The organism is Tunicatimonas pelagia, from assembly GCF_030506325.1.
GTDB lineage: Bacteria > Bacteroidota > Bacteroidia > Cytophagales > Cyclobacteriaceae > Tunicatimonas > Tunicatimonas pelagia.
Window position 1 is genome coordinate 5,566,808 of record NZ_CP120683.1, and the last position, 16,181, is coordinate 5,582,988.

The 16,181-nt window shown below is 44.9% G+C and carries 17 protein-coding genes; 16 read left to right on the forward strand and 1 reads right to left on the reverse strand.

Annotated features, from left to right (window positions below; translation table 11 throughout):
- Window positions 1–357 precede the first annotated feature (357 nt).
- From P0M28_RS23770 to P0M28_RS23845, 16 genes are all read left to right on the forward strand, one after another.
- Window positions 358–1,140 carry an AraC family transcriptional regulator gene (locus P0M28_RS23770; RefSeq protein ID WP_302205682.1) on the forward strand — a complete coding sequence of 261 codons (783 nt, stop codon included), beginning with the start codon at window positions 358–360 and terminating at the stop codon, window positions 1,138–1,140.
- Window positions 1,141–1,425: 285 nt separating this feature from the next.
- Complete coding sequence (locus P0M28_RS23775; protein ID WP_302205683.1) at window positions 1,426–1,989, forward strand: hypothetical protein; 564 nt, start codon at window positions 1,426–1,428, stop codon at window positions 1,987–1,989.
- A gap of 8 nt (window positions 1,990–1,997) precedes the next feature.
- Window positions 1,998–3,083, forward strand: a complete 1,086-nt coding sequence (locus P0M28_RS23780) for an alpha/beta fold hydrolase (RefSeq protein ID WP_302205684.1) — start codon at window positions 1,998–2,000, stop codon at window positions 3,081–3,083.
- Between the two features lie 151 nt (window positions 3,084–3,234).
- Complete coding sequence (locus tag P0M28_RS23785) at window positions 3,235–3,372, forward strand: hypothetical protein (protein WP_302205685.1); 138 nt, start codon at window positions 3,235–3,237, stop codon at window positions 3,370–3,372.
- Between the two features lie 355 nt (window positions 3,373–3,727).
- A complete protein-coding gene (locus P0M28_RS23790) occupies window positions 3,728–4,438 on the forward strand; it encodes a hypothetical protein (protein ID WP_302205686.1) in 711 nt (236 codons plus the stop codon).
- A gap of 52 nt (window positions 4,439–4,490) precedes the next feature.
- Entirely contained in the window at window positions 4,491–5,399 is a 909-nt protein-coding gene (locus tag P0M28_RS23795; RefSeq protein ID WP_302205688.1) for a nuclear transport factor 2 family protein, read from the forward strand.
- A gap of 11 nt (window positions 5,400–5,410) precedes the next feature.
- The gene (locus tag P0M28_RS23800; RefSeq protein WP_302205690.1) at window positions 5,411–5,884 is read left to right on the forward strand and encodes a hypothetical protein; all 474 of its coding nucleotides are present in this window, start codon (window positions 5,411–5,413) and stop codon (window positions 5,882–5,884) included.
- Between the two features lie 93 nt (window positions 5,885–5,977).
- A complete protein-coding gene (locus tag P0M28_RS23805) occupies window positions 5,978–6,412 on the forward strand; it encodes an SRPBCC domain-containing protein (RefSeq protein ID WP_302205691.1) in 435 nt (144 codons plus the stop codon).
- Window positions 6,409–7,026, forward strand: coding sequence for a hypothetical protein (locus P0M28_RS23810; protein WP_302205692.1), 618 nt, complete (start codon window positions 6,409–6,411; stop codon window positions 7,024–7,026). The genes P0M28_RS23805 and P0M28_RS23810 overlap by 4 nt, the downstream gene beginning before the upstream one ends.
- 5 nt (window positions 7,027–7,031) lie before the next feature.
- Complete coding sequence (locus tag P0M28_RS23815) at window positions 7,032–8,312, forward strand: retropepsin-like aspartic protease (RefSeq protein WP_302205693.1); 1,281 nt, start codon at window positions 7,032–7,034, stop codon at window positions 8,310–8,312.
- Window positions 8,309–9,622, forward strand: coding sequence for a hypothetical protein (locus tag P0M28_RS23820; protein WP_302205695.1), 1,314 nt, complete (start codon window positions 8,309–8,311; stop codon window positions 9,620–9,622). The genes P0M28_RS23815 and P0M28_RS23820 overlap by 4 nt, the downstream gene beginning before the upstream one ends.
- A 703-nt stretch (window positions 9,623–10,325) precedes the next feature.
- Complete coding sequence (locus P0M28_RS23825) at window positions 10,326–11,255, forward strand: helix-turn-helix transcriptional regulator (protein WP_302205697.1); 930 nt, start codon at window positions 10,326–10,328, stop codon at window positions 11,253–11,255.
- Between the two features lie 311 nt (window positions 11,256–11,566).
- Window positions 11,567–12,733, forward strand: coding sequence for a flavin monoamine oxidase family protein (locus P0M28_RS23830; protein WP_302205698.1), 1,167 nt, complete (start codon window positions 11,567–11,569; stop codon window positions 12,731–12,733).
- 11 nt (window positions 12,734–12,744) lie between these two features.
- Complete coding sequence (locus tag P0M28_RS23835) at window positions 12,745–13,134, forward strand: hypothetical protein (protein WP_302205699.1); 390 nt, start codon at window positions 12,745–12,747, stop codon at window positions 13,132–13,134.
- On the forward strand, window positions 13,131–14,204 hold the full coding sequence (locus tag P0M28_RS23840; RefSeq protein ID WP_302205700.1) for a hypothetical protein: 1,074 nt from the start codon (window positions 13,131–13,133) through the stop codon (window positions 14,202–14,204). The genes P0M28_RS23835 and P0M28_RS23840 overlap by 4 nt, the downstream gene beginning before the upstream one ends.
- Before the next feature lie 74 nt (window positions 14,205–14,278).
- The gene (locus P0M28_RS23845) at window positions 14,279–15,373 is read left to right on the forward strand and encodes a serine hydrolase domain-containing protein (protein WP_302205701.1); all 1,095 of its coding nucleotides are present in this window, start codon (window positions 14,279–14,281) and stop codon (window positions 15,371–15,373) included.
- Window positions 15,374–15,779: 406 nt separating this feature from the next.
- Here P0M28_RS23845 and P0M28_RS23850 read toward each other — a convergent pair whose 3' ends face one another.
- Window positions 15,780–15,947 (reverse strand): hypothetical protein, encoded by a 168-nt coding sequence (locus tag P0M28_RS23850; protein ID WP_302205702.1) that lies wholly within the window; start codon window positions 15,945–15,947, stop codon window positions 15,780–15,782.
- Window positions 15,948–16,181 lie beyond the last annotated feature (234 nt).

Consider the following 16,181-nt stretch of genomic DNA (forward strand, 5'->3'; position numbering starts at 1 on the left):
ATCATTTTCACGAAAAATCAACGACCAATGTAGCATTTTACCTTCGAGCAACGTACAGGGATAGAATGCTAAGTCGTGACTCAGCCCATTTTCTCCTAGCCTATCTTGTTGTTCACTTCCTAACCCTACCAACGTATCTCTATTTCTATGAAAAAGCAATACTATTCGGTACGTGTTTTCAGATTGGGCATTGTCTCAATAATACGATAGCAGGAGTAATTATCGATTAACAATACCGGAAAAATCATAACGAAAATCGATGAGACAATGCTTTATCAAGAAAGTACTTATTTGCAGACTGCTTTTTGTAGCATCGGTAATATATGCCTAAAGTCCTTTTCTTTTAATCTATAATCTATGGAAGGCCCTGTTCCCCTGACCGTGATTAGCCCGGTGATGCTCGAGAGAGGGAGTTTTTTTGACTTTCCGGCGCTACAGGCTAACTGGGTATTTATATTGGATGGCCAAATCACACTCCATTATAAAGACCAGCAATATCCTCTTCGTAAGAGTTTTCTGATTCCCCACTATAATTATACCATCCGGACAACCACTAGCAGCGGGTGTAAAGCCATTGTCGTCCGGTTCCCACCCTTTTCTTATTTTGCCCTTCGTCCGTTTGTTCACCTTTCCGCACGCGAGTTATCCTCTCAGAAAGTGTTTTTGGCCGAAGATATTTTTGGATCTTCCTTTCAAGCATTAAAAGATAGGTTAGCGATAACCCCTAATGTTTCTCAGCAAAATGCTTATCTCCAGTCTTACCTTCAGGTAGGGCAACGCCCCGAAGGGTACCATATTTCCCGGATGCAGAGCATTTTAGATCACATCGATCAAAGCTACGACTTTTCCTATCGAGTCGATGAGCTATGCCAAACGCACCACATTACTCCGCGGACACTCAATCGATACTTTTACGAATACCTCGGCACAAGCCCAAAGTACTACCTGCGGGAGCACCGTTTCAGCCGAATACTGAGGCAGTTGTTAACCGTTCCGGGTGACCCTTGGAAAACGGCGGTAGAGTTCGGACTTACGGATCAAAATCATTTGATCAAAGAAGTGAAAGCGTTTACGGGGTTTACCCCAAGTGAAATACCAAACGAACTGCACGCAGCAGCACATTATACGCTCGGTCAATAATAATGTCCGATTTTTACTATGTCTGGTGCAGGTAACCTACTAGTTTTGCTGTAGATTGTTTTATAGGAACAGAACACTGAGTCATGGTTCAGCCTATTTTTCTGACAAATCTCACTGCTCACTACCTGGCTGAATCAGCCTACTCCTAACCTCAAAAATCTCACTCCCTAATGTATGTTTTTAGGTTGAGTATCGTCTTGCTAATACAATAGCAAGCCGCGTAGTTATTGTTAATAATTATTATGGTAATAATCAATGAGACAAGTCTTTATTATGATAGTATGTATGAGTGGGCTCCTTTTGGTGTCCTCGGAGATACAAGCCCAAAGCCCTTTTCTTTCGGAACTCCACTTGCGAGCTGCGTACTTTGGGGAGTTCATCACGCATCCGGGTGTTAAGCTAGGAGTAGAAAGTCCTTTCTCCGTGCGACTAAAAGAAAAAAAGCGCATCACCAAAGAGAAAAGTAGGCTACTGGCCGCTAGCTTAGGATTGTACCACCACGTAGACAATCACTACGGCACCTTTCTGCTCACCGAAGTAGGCGACAGAGGTATCCGACCTAAAGGATTTACCACCGAACGGTGGCTGGGGGTAGGCTACTTCCGCTCTTGGCTCGCTAGTCCTACCTACGAAGTAGGCGATAGTGGTGAAGTCAATCAGGTGGTGGGAGCAGGACGCAACCGACTGATGCTCAGTTTAGCCTATGGCATCGGCTGGGACTTATCCCAAAAGCGGAATTTGCCGCTGCGGTGGAATATGAAACCGACACTTTTTTTTGAAATTCCTTACAACAATGCCATCATGCCCCGCGTCGCTTGGGAAATGGGGTTGAGTTACCAAATTAAATAGCTAATAATATGCGATTATTTCGCCATGCTTATCATTACCTTCTGGGACTTCTATTCATAGCAATCTTCCCCAGTTGCCAAGAAGGTGAGAATTTTGAGAACATTACTCAGCTAGATGATCACTTTTTCCTTCGTAACAATGGGGCCGATATGCCCGTAGCGGTGCAGGGTAATTTTGAAGACAAGATACTAGTCGTATTCTTGCAAGGGGGACCAGCTGACGGTGCTCAGTTTTTGTCCTATTCAAGAGTATTCAATCAATTAGAGGAGCACTACGCGATGGCCTATTGGGATCAGCGGGCTACTGGGTCGGCAAGTGGTACTTTTCCCACAGAAAGCTTAACCCGAGCCCAATACGTTGATGATTTGGAAAAACTCATTACCCTGGTGCAGCACCGCTACGGCGACGACACAAATATCTTTTTGATGGGCATTAGCTGGGGCGGAATGCTGGGTAGTGCGTACCTAGTGAAAGACAATAATCAGCAGAACATCCGAGGGTGGATTGAGATCAATGGAGCCCACGACTATCCGATGATTCTGGAGACTGGCCCGAATAAAATGATGGAAGTCGCTGACGAACAAATCGCTCAGGGAAACTCAACCAACGACTGGCAAGCCATACGAGATTTTGCTGTCGGTTTTAATGCGGAAGATCGAAGAGTAGAGAACTATGCCGAGTATGTACAGGAAGCAATAAAAGCAGAGGAGCTATTGTATGGTGACGATGTAATTGAATTAAGTACTGATCTAGAAAATACAGGTAAATTAGCATTTGCTTCTTCTTATCACCCACTCAGCTCGTTTTTTAAAAATCTGCTTAACAGCCCCAACCACCACGTAAGCGTAGATGTAGCTAATGATACTACCGTTAACGCACAACTCGGACGGGTAACTACACCTACTTTGTTTCTGTGGGGAAAATATGATTTGCGAGTACCACAAGCATTGGCCGAAGACGCTTATCAACGTTTGGGCACCCAGGAAGTTGATAAAGAACTGGTTATTCTTGAGAGATCAACGCACCCGTTGCCAGTAAATGAACCTAATCGGTTCTATGAAGAAGTGGTTCGCTTTGTGAATAGACATCGTTAAGGCCTAACTTGTAACCTATGGAAGACCCAATTTCCTGACCGTGATTAGCCTAATGATGCTTGAGAAGGGGAGTTTTTTTAGCGTCGCCAGCGTCCTGAGGGGCACCAAGCTTCCCGAATGCCACATATTCTAGATCAAATCAATCAGAGTCATGGCTTTTCCTATCGAGTCGATGAGCTATGCCAAACGCACCATTTTACTTCCCGGACGCTCAATCGATACTTTTACGAATACCTGGGCACAAGCCCAAAGTGTCACCTGCTCGAGCACCGTTTCAGCCGAATACTGAGGCAGTTGTTAACCATTCCGGGTGACCCCTTTAATTAAAGAAGTCAAGGCATTTACCGGGTTCACTCCGGGCGAATTACCAAGTGAGCAGCACCCAGCGGCACATTATACGCTCGTCAACTAAGAATGTCCGATTTTTACTATGTCTGGTTCAGGCGACCCATTAGCTTTCCACGAAGTTTCTACTCGCTATTTATGCTGTAACATTCACGATTGTTGAAGAATAGGCTGAGAATGGTGAGTAACTTTCGCAAAAATTAGCAGGTACTGTAGCGTTGTCTAGCAAGGTTACGTATCGGCTAAAACTATATTTTTTTGCTTTTTGGTATGAACCAACTACCCAATTTTTTTAACCGATGAAACCTTCTACTGCATATTTCAGCCTACTAGCCTTACTTTTTTTCTTCTCCTGCCACAACGACGATGAAGAAGATGACACAGGGTTTATTAATGTCGAATTTGCCTTTGAGCAAGACGGCGAAGGTTGGGAAGGCGGCTTTGCCGAATATCCACCTGGTGAAGAGGATTTCTTTGAACTCTCGTTCTCCCACGCTGATTTACCCGACACCCTCAACACTGAGGAAAAAGGACTGCGCCTGTCAGGTACTAATCGCAGCGACGACCTATTCATGTTCATCAAACGCCAAATTACGGGCTTAGAGCCAGACAGCCTGTACGGAGTGCGTATTGACATCCAACTCGCCTCGAACGCCCCTGAAAACTCTTTTGGTATTGGCGGTAGTCCGGGTGGGTCGGTGTACCTGAAAGCGGGAGCAACGACCGAAGAGCCTTTGGTACTAGAAGATAATCAGATCAACATTGACAAAGGCAACCAAGCGCAAGGTGGTGAGAACATGATGGTGCTCGGAACTATCGGCACCGAACGAGAAGATTTTGAGTACGAACTCATCAGTCGTGATAACTGGGATCAGAAGATAATTGAAGTGAGAGCGGATGCGGAAGGAGCTTGCTGGCTTATCGTGGGTACCGATTCTGGTTTTGAGGGAACGACCACGCTGTATTACAATCGTATTTCGATCCTCATGGCACCATTTTCTCCTGACTAGTGCTCTCGCCTGGATTTGAATAATGAAACCTTCTACCCTAAATACCTAACCTATGAATCGCCCACCTTATTTCTTTGTCTTGCTTTTCGTTTTACTGGGCCTAACCAGTTGCCATTGGCTGGATTGGGATGATTTTCATCCCCAATCTCCTAAAGATCGAACTACCGTAAAGCAAGACTACCGAGATTTAGTAGCTACCGAAAAAAAGTTTGCTGCTTTCACCGAAGAAAACGGCACCGTCGAAGGTTTTCTATCATTTCTGGCGGATGATGCCATACTCTTCCGAGATGGAGAATATGTTTTAGGTATACCGTTTTATCAACAAAATCCGTCAACGGGTATTTTGTCGTGGAAACCTCAGTACGCCGATATTTCACGTTCCAGAGATTTTGGTTACACCACCGGCCCCTTTACATTTCGGAACAGCCCGGAAGATACTCCCAGTGGATTCGGACACTATATTTCCGTATGGGAGAAGGTAGACACCGCCACCTGGAAAGTGGTGTTTGATCTGGGTAATTTTTATCCTCCCCCCAGCGATCCTTTTCCCGATTTGGTGTTCCCCTCAAAGTATCCTCGCAAAATTGCATTCGTGGGGGATACTACCGGACTGGTAGCAGCACTCATTGCTCAGGATTCAGCTTTTGCTCAATTGGCTAGTACCGAAAATCTGCGAGCAGCCTACGAGATTTTTTTGGTGGAAAGCCCGATCCTGTTTCGCTCGGGCAGTTTGCCTTTTGATACTCCCGGCGAGGTGCAATCACTGGTGGCCTCGGCTAATCAGCAGCCGAATCTTACTCCAGTTGGTGGAAAAACTTCGGTGCTGGGTGACTTGGGTTATGTATACGGCCTGACTGAGCGGGAAGGTGGTACACCCACGGCCTACTTGCACATTTGGAAATACGAACGATGGAAAGGTTGGCAACTTGTGGTAGAGGTGTTGGCAATCCCTAATACTTAACCGCACTAATTATGAAACTAAGTGTAATCATCAGCCTAGTTGGTTGGGTAGCTTTAATTACTCCGGTCAGCGCTCAGGAAATAGAACAACCTCAAACTATTTTCCAGCACGATACTACGTATCATCGGGGAAAATTCTTTAGTCCTGAGCTGCGAATACACTTCTACGGTAGCGACTTAGAAACCGCAGCTTCACCGTTATTGGGTGGAACGTTTGGTTGGGTATTTAATCGGAGTTTTATGGTCGGTATCAGTGGTTTTGGTAAAATTGCTTGCACTCGTTACCGAGCCAATTATCCGCAACACAACGATAATGGACAAGTACTAGAAGAGCGTCATCCGATGGGATTGGGCTACGGTTATGGTGGGCTATTACTAGGCTACATACTCCAATTCAACCGCTCGGTGCACGTCACCTTTCCGGTACTGATTGGGCTAGGTACCAGCAACGAGTACGAGATAGAACCCGACGGTGATCTAAGTTGATGCTACCCCAAGAGATCACTTTTACTGAAATCTCGATCATTGAGCAGGAACGAGGTAAACCTTGGAACGTACTACAAAGATTTTCTTAAAAGCATGAAGAGAGTAGAAACGGAAATTATTATTGAAGCGGATAAGAGAAAAATTTGGACAGTGCTGACCAATTTGGACTCATATGAGCAATGGTGTTCAGCAATTCAGTTTCCAGCAGGAAAAGCGGAAAAGGATGCGATAGTCACGATGACGACTGCTACCCCGGATGGCTCGGGTAAAACCTATACCGGTAAGGGGAAAATTATTAAGTTGATCCCATATCAATCGCTGGTATGGCAGGGAGGCATGAAGGGTATTCTGGTAGGCCATCATTTCTGGCATCTCAGTGAGCAAGGAGATGGAACTACTCGCTTGGTACAAGGGGAAGACTTTTATGGTCTATATGCTTGGTTGATGAGCCAGAAAAAGCTTGCCTCTTTTCAGCCCTTTTACGAAAATATTAGTCAAGAACTAAAGCAGTACGTAGAAGGCATATGAGTTGGGTTCGTGAAAAATATCGTAGCTTATACCAATCGCTGAATTTTGAACGGCGGGGGCTTTTCGCGCTGGTTCACTCGGAATGGGGAGATAGAAACACGCTTTATCCTGCTTCCTCGATTCATATCACTCCGTCATTTTTCTTTAGCCGGGTCACGTACCTGGATAAGTCAGCGGTGGCTGCAAAATTTTTCCAAGATCAGCAAGCCGTACAGCGTCTGGTCAATCAGGAGAAAGTATACCGCAAAGAAGCATCCATCAACTTTCTTCACCAAGATTTTCAGAAAGAGATGTTGCTCCCTAATCACGACTTTAACTTACTCATTTCGCTCTTCGGCGGTAATCTGATTCAACAGTTTGCCGGTTGCTTAATCCCGAACGGATTGATACTCACTTGTAACCGTTTTTCTGGCCAGCAGCAGGTAGCGGAAATAAGATACACCCATCTGGCAACTATCCAGTATCGGAGAGGAAAATATATCATCGTAGAAAGCTCAACAACTCCGAGACATTCCAATAAGGACTTTATCCGAAATAGCCGCCGCCAGTGGCAGTTCAAGGATAACGAGCAGTATTACATTTATCAGAAAAGTGATAACAAACACAGAGGTTAACAGAAATGAAACTAATATCAATCGGACTGATCGCTTTACTACTAAGCTGTCGATATCTCGTAGAAACCCCGACTGAAGTTCCCGCCGAATTGGCTCAACTGTTGGAAGCTAGATCGTATTTTGAATTAGAGAAAGCTTTGGCTCATTACGAGGCTGGTTTACCACCTGAGCAGTACGCTTACTACCAAGCGACACTACATAACTTCTTTCATCGCCCTCAGGTTTCTATCAGTATAATTGGAGAAATACTCGCCAACTCTTCCGCTGCTTTACCCGATTCGGCAGTAGCTGACTTGCTCAAGCTTCAGATTGATAATTACAACAAGACGTTTCAGTACGCTCAATCGGCGAATACTTTTCAGCAGTTGCTCACTAACTACGCTTCCACGCTCGACAGTACCGAGCGGGCTGATCTCGAGAACACCCAGCGACTGTGGGAGGCATTAGCCGAAGTGCCTCCGCAGCAGGTTTTTAAGACTGGAGAAACCATGCTTTCCTGGCAGCGTGGTCAGGTGAACCTGATGAATGTACCGGTAAAAATAGACACCACCGAGTACGATTTTATCTTTGATACCGGGGCGAATTTATCTACGATTCGCGAAGGGTTTGCTCGGGAGTTGGGATTGTCAATACTAGAAACCTCATTTCAGTTGGGCTCCTCCATTGAAGAAGATATAACTGCTTCCCTAGCCGTAGCCGATAGCCTTTATCTGGGCGACATTTTAGTCACCAATGTGGTGTTTTTGGTGCTGGCCGATGAGCAGCTTAGCTTTCCGCAAATCGATTACACTATCAATGCCATCCTGGGTTTTCCGGTGATGGATCAGCTACAAGAACTACGCATTCGCCAGGACGGTACGCTGACCATTCCGGCCCAGCCTACTCCGCGCAACCTACGCAATATGGGTTTGGATGGGCTAAACCCCATCGTTCGTTTAGCCCTTCAGGGCGATACCCTGCTGTTTAAGTTTGATACTGGGGCGGTCGATACCGAGCTGTTCGCCCGCTATTTCCAGCAACACCAATCCTGGATCACTCAGCAAGGCCGCCTCGATACCGTGACCCGAGGAGGAGCCGGAGGAACTTCCCAGACCGAAGTGTACATCGTAGATAGTCTAACTTTTTCAGTAGGAGGTCAACAAGCTATTGTACCCGAGGTCAGCATTCTGGTGGATTCAGTGGGTTCGTTTGATGAACACTACTACGGCAATATTGGGCAAGACTTGATTGGTCAGTTCGATGAAATGATTCTGAATTTCGATCATATGTACTTAACGTTTGAATGATGACACATTATCTTTTTTCTCGATACTGGCCGATTATTTTTTTTATCCTGGTCAGTACTCCCTTTGCCAGCCTTAGGGCGCAAACTGACTCACTGACCAGATCTTACGAGATACAGTTTGGCAGTTTTCCTAATATTGAATCCGGTGCTAAAAGTACTATCGGACTTACCTCTCTGGCTTTTGATCAGGTCAATCATGTGCTGCAACAGAGCAAATACAACAACGTCTTTACCCGATCACTTAATTTTTTAGGAGTACAATTTTATCTGGGGGCTTTTGCCTACGGTACCTTGCCTCACGAGTACTTTGGTCATTACGCCCGCGCCCAAGAGTTTGGTATTCAACCGAATGGCTACGAAATCTTTTTTCCGAGCTTCGGCGGGAATGTCCCGTTTTCTATCATCTACGAAACCGACGCAATACATCGGCAGATGATCTCGGCCGCGGGGCCGGAGGTGACTACGCAGATCGCCTACGAAGCCACTAAGACCCTGTATTCGGGTGAGTCGGTTCCTTCTTACTACGGCATGTACTTACTGGGCGGCAAACTAGTGGACTCATACATCTACGCCCGTAATGATTTAGATGCGTTTGTAGATGATCCCGCTCAATACCTTCGGGATGCCGAAGATTACTTTGCCGAATACAACGTTCCTAACGATCCGGTATCCTACCTGCTAGCCCTGGCCGAGCAATACGGTTACTACGATGAATTGATCAACCCTGAAGATACCTGGGCCACTTTTCCCGCTGATCCTTCGGTGCTGATTAACGATTTTGTGCGTGACCAACGCGACCGCATCCGCCGAGCGTACCTACTTCAACTGCTCGACCCGGCCATTTTGTACGTCCTCTACGGAAACTACCGTTATCTGGTGAAAGACGAGCTTCGGTTTAAGCCCTTCATGTTCCGGGTACAGGATGTACAGTTCATGCCGTCCATCCGGGCGAATTTGGGACACTTAGGCGTAGAGAACTACTACGATCTGTTTGTGGTGCTGCCTGGGCTATCGGCATTCAACGTGTACTACCGGCACGGGGGCAACCAGGAAGATCAGCTAAGCGGTGCGGGTATTGAATGGCGAAATCTATCGCTTACGAATAAGATCAGTTTGACAGCTCAGCTCGATTACTGGCAGGATGAACAAGCTCGGTTCAACGGGTTTGCTATGCTATACTATCCCATTGCTCAACGATGGGCACTTTCGGGTAGCGTAGGATACAAAAGCGAAGGAAGCCTGATGGGCAAACCGTTTGGCGAAGAACTTTATGGATACGGGGGATTACGCTGGCAGGTTCAATATCAGTAGGATTACCGTGCTACAGTAAACCTCGTTTGTCGCATTTCTACTTATCAAAGCAACTATTGTCATTCACCCCGGAGTACATTCGCTGGGTTCACGGTGGCCGACGTCCGGCGGTCTCTCGCAGCGTGAGATTGCGGCTTTGGTATGACCGACCAAGGCTGTCTGATTTACATTCGTTAGTAGTTTGTAAAACTCATAGCTGTAGAACTGTTTGAAACAAAGTTGACCTTTAAAGTGTATCTCATGTCGTAGATGATACTTTCGTGTCATTTGATATAAAAATAGCGTTGTGTAAATTCAATCAGGGCTTTTTCATAAAAACTTATAATGCCAAAAGTGAACACGGTTGCTTGTTCATTTTTGTCTGGGAGACCCCGTCTTGAAACAAAAACGAGCCAAAAAATTCAATGCGGGGCATTCCATGCTTCTCCGCACAAAAGCCTCCGCACGCCCGCTGAATTTTCAGGCCAGCGCACAAAAATACGGGAAGTTTTAGAGCGTGTTTGAACTTTATCCTTTAGTTTTCTGATGACTGTTTTCCGCCCATACTTCGCCTTTTTTTCGGACGATAGCTTAGGCTATCCTCCTCAAAAAGAGTCTCGTCTGTCCGAAAAACACCTCATAATAAATTCTAAAAATAAAATCCAAACACGCTCTTATACAAATTATTTTTATGAAAAGGCCGTGTAAATTCAATTGACCCCCTATGGCTGTATATACTGATACATACTACAATCATTTTACCGGAAAGTATCACGGAGAGGATAGCCCCATGCATAGAGAGCAGAACTACTTGCTCAGGTACACCAAGCATCTACCGAGTTACAGTTACGATCTCGAAAATATGACCATAGCCTACTACTACAAGGGGCATGGTGACATACTTTGGAAAGATCGTCGCCAAACGCTTAAAGACGATTGTTTTCTTGTTACGAACCCGATAGGTGATGACTGGTTTTACGATAATAAAGATATTGGCAAAAGGCTAGATACCTTTTGCGTGGTAGTAACACCAGCACTAAAAAAACAATTTGAAAAATACTACTTAGGAAGAAGCTGTCATCTTTTAGATGACCCTTTTACTTCCATTAATGATGAATTGATCTTTATAGAAAGAGCTTTCTCCGCTAATCACTACCCCGTTGGGCTATTACTTAAAAATTTTTTTGAGTCCTCTAACACTGAACAGTTCGAATCGCTTAATGCCGAAGAGATTGTTATAACAGTACTGAATGGCCTCTACAACAATCATATAACAGCCTATCGACTCGCAAGAAGAATTCCTTCAAAAAAAAGTTCTACCAGGCTAGAAACACTTAAAAGATTGCTAGTAGCTCGTGAGTACATCCATGATAACCTCCACTCAAAGGTTTCGCTAGATGAGCTTACTCGTGTTTCCAGTCTTTCCAAATTTCACTTATTCGAGTCTTTCAAGTGTGTTTTTAGAAAGACGCCTCACCAGTATGCTAACCATGTGAAGTTAGAAAAAGCGAAAGAACTGCTGATAAATGGTCAGTACTCCGTGGGTCATGTTGCAGTTATGTTAGGCTTCTCTGACATTTATTCTTTCAGTAGACTGTTTAAAAACAAATACAGCGTCCCTCCCTCTCTCATCGGTAAGCACACCATACCCTAGCCCCACCCCAAGGCATCGTAGGTTTTTAATGGCGACTATTCGGCAATACCATCAACATCTCAACGCTAGACTGGGGGGCTATCGGTATTGCCCTAAAGGATCTTTCATCGTTTTAAGCAAAAAAGTGACTTTTTGATAAATAGAATTGAGGGGCAAGCTCTACTATTGTGCAATAATTAAAGTGTAGACCACCTCAAATCAAATCTAAGGCTCACGCTAGTTGGGGTTGGAGGTGTGTATAATAGGTTGAAAGGCATGTTGTTGGATTTAATTAAGTATTTAAAAATCGCTTGAAAAATCAGTTTACGTATATGACAAGAAAAGAATTTGTTAAAGTACTCGGACTGCTGGGCATTTATTCCCCACTGAACCATGTCTTTGGTAAGGGAAACCGGCCGGAACCGTCTCGATTCTCGGGAAACGTACTCATTATCGGAGCAGGTGCGGCAGGCCTTACTAGCGGCTTTTTGCTGAAACAAAGGGGAATAGAATTTAGAATTCTTGAAGCTACATCGCAGTATGGGGGTAGAATGAGCGTCAACCGCTCATTTGCCGATTTTCCCATCGCGCTAGGGGCCGAGTGGCTCTCTTCAAACACTATTCGGTTTGAACCTTTAGCGGATAGTAAAAAAGTACTCTCTGAAATACAAACCGTAGGCTACCTACCTGATGAGGAATACGAAATATGGGATCGTGGCAAGTTGATCAGAGGTAGCTTCCAGTCCTTTAACGACCGGAAGTTTGTCAATAGCTCGTGGTTGGAAGTCTTCGAGCGATATGTACTATCGTCCATTAAAGAAAGTATTGTGTATGAGACCCCAATTCATTCAATTGACTTCTCAGGCGACAAGATCGTGGTAAAGTCACCAGCAGGCGAATACACCGCGGATAGAGTCATCGTTACCGCCCCTTTATCATTACTTCAAAATGGAAGTATTCGGTTTACTCCCAGCTTGCCGGAGAAAAAAACCGAGGTTATGAACGAAACCCTGGTTTGGGATGGGTTTAAAGCATTTTTTGAGTTTGAAAAAAAGTTTTACCCCTCATTTGTAGACTATCTTATTCAGCCTGAAACCGATGGACAGGTCTCTTTGTATGATGCTGCCTGGGGGCAAAAGAGTACAAAAAATGTCCTTGGATTATTCTCTGTTGGCAGGCCTGCAACCCGATACGGTGATCTGGCCGATGAAGTGTTCAAGGAAGAAATTCTCAAAGAGTTTGATGACATTTTTGCGGGCCAAGCGAGTAGGTACTACCTCAAACATATGACGCAGCATTGGTCAAAAGAACCATTCGCCCAGGGAGCTTACGTGAGTGACTATACCGAACGCGGAGTTTTTAAGTACTTACGAGCACCCGTAGAAGATAAGCTCTTTTTTGCCGGTGATGCCTACACCGATGGATATGATTGGGGCAATGTGCATAACGCTATCCAATCAGCCGCGCACAGTGTCAATCAAATACTCTTGAACAACTAAACCAGCGTAGCATGAAAAAATACCTGTTTGTCTTGTTGGCTTTTGCCTCCTTCAATGGATTTGCTCAAAAGATCAATCAACAAGATCTGTATCAAACCTGGACGATTGATAAATATTCTGATGACGAAACTTATTATGCCCCCCCTAAAAAAGAGCGAGGCGATTACATGACGTTGAAGGCCGACGGCACCTACGTCGCTGTGTTGGAAGGCGAGCGTAACACGGGAAGCTGGATGTACAACGCGAACGGCCAGTATATTGAACTGATGTATTCCAACAAGGAACAAGAGAAACTCTACATTCACTGGCTCTCGGATAAGTCGATGGTAGGCACGTACGACACCGATGAATACAGGATTTGGGAGGTTCACTACGTATCTTCAAAAGTAGCACCGAAATGAAATATTGCCTACTGATTAGCCTACTCGTGTTGTTGCTCACTTCGGCCTCAGCCCAGGATGTCATGCCCCTACGAGCGATAACGTTTGCGCCCATGATCACCGAGCGTATTTATGTAGCATCGGTCACTGATGAAAGGAAGAAAAAGAGTCTGGGAGTACATAAGACACTTTCCAAGGAGAAAAGAGAGCTTTTCCTTCAGGATGGAGCTTTAGCTGTTCAAAGATTTTATGATTTGTCATTTCAAAAAAGTAATTCTAGTACTCCCATCCACATTAAAGTGCTAGCACTCAATGTGCAAGAATCCTTACGGAGGATGAACAACGGGGTAGTTAGGGTTGCTAGAGCGCATGTATCATTGGTCTTCGGTATCGAACAAAACGGCGTATTCACTGAGGTTTTTCGAATCAAGCACAACGAGGACGAAGTATTTGGCCGGGGAGATCGGGAAGGTCTTTACGCGACCCACGAAAAAAGAGTAAGAGCGGCCCTTGAATACTGTATGCACGCTTTTCTGAGTAGTTACTCTGAGATGAAAGACGAAGTAGCCTCAGCGGATTTTCTACCGATTAAAATGAACGGCAGACTGGAGACAAAACTCGGTGAGTGGTTTAATTTGGTTACCGTCAAGGGATTACGTAGTAGATACTTTGAAGGATACGGAGTTACGTATACGGGTTTTGTAGACCGTAAAAAAGGGTTCATACGGCCTTATGAGATTTCATTTGAGGTGGATTGGGCAAGAGCCGACATAGCCGAAGAGCGTGGCTACAATGATGTGAACTCTTTTACTTTTAGGCCAGAGCTCTACTTTGTGTACAAAAAGCTTTTCAAAGGAGTGTATGCTTCCCTGAGTGGCAACGTTCCAATAGGTTATGAACTGCTGGAACGCAAAAACGGAGACAGTGCCTTCAATTTCATCATCGGCATTGGGGCAAGCCAGGGGTTGAGGTTTGTTCCTTGGCAAAACCGAGGGGTTGTTTTTGGGGCCGATTTTTTCCAGCAATTTGAAACATCCAGAGTGTATCGCTTCGATATGGGAGTTGAAGTGGTGCTTGGAGTCAACTTTTAAACGTACCCAGCATGTATTATACCAGATTATACACTATCTACTTCAAATGCCGAAGACTGAGATCAAATACGGTTTTGCTTTCATTAGTAGCATTCCTCCTTGTAGGCTGTAGTGCTTCACTATTCAAAGTAGCTGAGAATGGACTGATAAGTACCACTAATATTTCAGACGAGCAAACCGAATTGATCTTTGATTATTGTAAGACTTTTCCTGCTAATACGGAAGTGGCAATAGCTATCATTGAAGATAAAGTCGTCCGATACGTTGGGGTTAAGATAACGGGGGATTCACTTGTATCCATTCAGAACGATAAAAAAGTGTTTGAAATAGGCTCCGTTACTAAGGTTTTTACCGCAACATTACTCGCAAGTTTTGCCCAGCAAGGCGAAATCGATGTAGCGGAGCCCATTCAAAATCATCTGAATTTTGAAGTGAAAGGAGGTGAAAGAATCACTTTCCAACAATTGGCCAATCATACCTCGGGTCTTCCCAGACTTTCACCTAACCTGGATTTGTCGGTGGTGGATATACGTAATCCATACAAAGATTACGATCAAGATAAACTTCAGGAAGTTCTCGAAAATAGCGTCGCGTTACAGTCTGAGCCAGGAACATCCTACGAATATTCAAACTTTGGCGCAGGCTTGCTGGGCTTCACGCTTGAGCAACGCTCAAACAGCACGTTTGAAAAGCTGCTGCAAGAAAGAGTTTTTTCAAAATACGGTATGACCCGTTCTACCACCCTCAGAAAAACTATCGAGGGTGATCTAGTCCAGGGACTGAACGCAAAAGGTGAACTCACCTCGAATTGGGACTTTAATGCTTTGGTGGGGGCTGGTGGAATCTTCTCTTCAGTACATGACTTGGCAAAATTCGCTATTGCTCACTTTGACGAGGCCAGCGAAGAACTTGCACTCACTCGAGAATCAACTTTCGCCGTAAACGATGAAGTCAGTATTGGTCTTGGTTGGCTCACGATACAAAGGAAGGGTAAAGCACTTACCTGGCATAATGGCGGAACTGGTGGTTACAGCGCTTCTATCGCTTTAGATATTCCGAATGAAAGCGGCATTATTGTGCTGTCTAACGTTTCAGCCTATCATGAGGACGCCGAGAACATTGACCAGCTTTGTTTAGAACTTACTGAAATGCTAAATGGAGATATATAATGAGACAACAACTCAAAGCAATAACGAAGAAGAACCCCGTTTGTGAAATCCACTACTTTAGCGATATTATCTGATGAGATCAGTTTGACGGCTCAGCTTGACGAAGGACTCTACGGACACGGGGAGTTACGTTGGCAGGTTCAATATCAGTAGGAGTATGGAAATAGTCACCTTAGCAGCTTACGCACTTATCCTGATCCTGCCGTTTATGCTAGTGATCTGCTTATTATTCAAATCTAAGAAGAACGGTCGGGTTATATCCTACTGGCATGGCTGACGGTCATCTGCCTAAATACGGTTCTTGATGTATGCGAAGTACTCGAGGGGTATCAGTATAACACTTAGAAGCAGTTTTAGTACCTCATGGCTTTCGCCTACGCTACTTCCGCTACTTTGTCTTGCTAATTTAAAAGGCGACCCGGTCTGGACAGTCTTTGGCATCTACAAATGACCACATACGAGAGGCCGCCGCCTCATCAGCTTCTACGCAATACAGAGCCAGTTCTGGTTGCTCAAGCTGTCCAACAGGTAGGTGTTCCCCAATCGAGTTCCAGTGCTGTTTGGCACGCCTCACAATCCAACCGCTCGGCAGTCCGATTAGGCTAACATTTAGCGTACGGGCAATGGCTCGTAGTGATAATCGCTCCAGTAGCAGGTTATTTAGTAGCTCTTCTCGATCAAATCGTATTGGTACGGATCTTTCTACTATTTAAAGTGCGCTACTGACAAGCAAAACAGAGTGAGAAAGGTAGTAAAATCAATCACTTCTTTCGTCAGAGTCTAACTTATATTCATGCGTGGTAGTTAG

Coding starts and splice junctions, on each gene's coding strand:
- P0M28_RS23770 (WP_302205682.1), top strand. CDS start 358: ATGGAAGGCCCTGTTCCCCTGACCGTGATTAGCCCGGTGATGCTCGAG.
- P0M28_RS23825 (WP_302205697.1), top strand. CDS start 10,326: ATGGCTGTATATACTGATACATACTACAATCATTTTACCGGAAAGTAT.
- P0M28_RS23795 (WP_302205688.1), top strand. CDS start 4,491: ATGAATCGCCCACCTTATTTCTTTGTCTTGCTTTTCGTTTTACTGGGC.
- P0M28_RS23820 (WP_302205695.1), top strand. CDS start 8,309: ATGATGACACATTATCTTTTTTCTCGATACTGGCCGATTATTTTTTTT.
- P0M28_RS23780 (WP_302205684.1), top strand. CDS start 1,998: ATGCGATTATTTCGCCATGCTTATCATTACCTTCTGGGACTTCTATTC.
- P0M28_RS23840 (WP_302205700.1), top strand. CDS start 13,131: ATGAAATATTGCCTACTGATTAGCCTACTCGTGTTGTTGCTCACTTCG.
- P0M28_RS23775 (WP_302205683.1), top strand. CDS start 1,426: ATGAGTGGGCTCCTTTTGGTGTCCTCGGAGATACAAGCCCAAAGCCCT.
- P0M28_RS23830 (WP_302205698.1), top strand. CDS start 11,567: ATGACAAGAAAAGAATTTGTTAAAGTACTCGGACTGCTGGGCATTTAT.
- P0M28_RS23800 (WP_302205690.1), top strand. CDS start 5,411: ATGAAACTAAGTGTAATCATCAGCCTAGTTGGTTGGGTAGCTTTAATT.
- P0M28_RS23815 (WP_302205693.1), top strand. CDS start 7,032: ATGAAACTAATATCAATCGGACTGATCGCTTTACTACTAAGCTGTCGA.
- P0M28_RS23785 (WP_302205685.1), top strand. CDS start 3,235: ATGGCTTTTCCTATCGAGTCGATGAGCTATGCCAAACGCACCATTTTA.
- P0M28_RS23790 (WP_302205686.1), top strand. CDS start 3,728: ATGAAACCTTCTACTGCATATTTCAGCCTACTAGCCTTACTTTTTTTC.
- P0M28_RS23810 (WP_302205692.1), top strand. CDS start 6,409: ATGAGTTGGGTTCGTGAAAAATATCGTAGCTTATACCAATCGCTGAAT.
- P0M28_RS23835 (WP_302205699.1), top strand. CDS start 12,745: ATGAAAAAATACCTGTTTGTCTTGTTGGCTTTTGCCTCCTTCAATGGA.
- P0M28_RS23805 (WP_302205691.1), top strand. CDS start 5,978: ATGAAGAGAGTAGAAACGGAAATTATTATTGAAGCGGATAAGAGAAAA.